We start from the raw sequence: 636 nt of genomic DNA on the forward strand, positions 1-636 counted from the left end.
CTCCGCGTCTCCTGTTTCGGTTAGATATCTGTGTACCCGTCCGAGTGGTTTCAATCCCCCGCCGGGGGGAGGTCGATGCAACATGCCGCCCCGGCGGGTCCGTTGCAAGAATGGATCGCCCTCGGGCGCGCCTAAAGTTAACGTGGTCCGGGCATGAACCAGCCCGCGGGGCCGCGCGTTCTTGTGCGGCCCCAGGGTGCATCGCGATTACTGCGCCGCGATGTCCTGAAGCGTCGGATAATCGGTATATCCTTCGCGTCCGCCCCCGTAGTAGGTATCTGAATCGCCCTCGTTCAACGGGGCGTCGCGTTCCAGCCTTTCGGCCAAATCGGGGTTCGCGATATAGGGCCGTCCGAAGGCCACCAGATCGGCCTTGCCCTCTTCGACAGCATCAATCGCCATCTGCCGGTCGTAGCCGTTGTTGGCCATATAGGGCCCTTCGAAGATCTTGCGCAGCGAGGCGAGGCTTTCGCCTTCTTCAAGTTCACGCGAGCCGCCCGTCGCCCCTTCGACGAGGTGCAGATAGGCGAGGTTGAAGCGGTTCAGCTCGCGCACGACATATTCAAAGGTTTCCTGCGGATCCTCGTCCGAAATGCCATTGGCGGGCGAGAAGGGCGACAGACGCAGGCCGGTGCG

The 636-nt window shown here is 62.4% G+C and carries 1 protein-coding gene; it reads right to left on the reverse strand.

All coding sequences use genetic code 11. The features are described from left to right. Positions 1-207: 207 nt before the first annotated feature. Positions 208-636, reverse strand: a 429-nt coding sequence (locus A3764_RS21305) for an oxidoreductase (RefSeq protein WP_443069406.1), incomplete at its 5' end; no start/stop codon positions are given.

Source organism: Sulfitobacter sp. HI0129 (genome assembly GCF_001635395.1).
GTDB lineage: Bacteria > Pseudomonadota > Alphaproteobacteria > Rhodobacterales > Rhodobacteraceae > Sulfitobacter.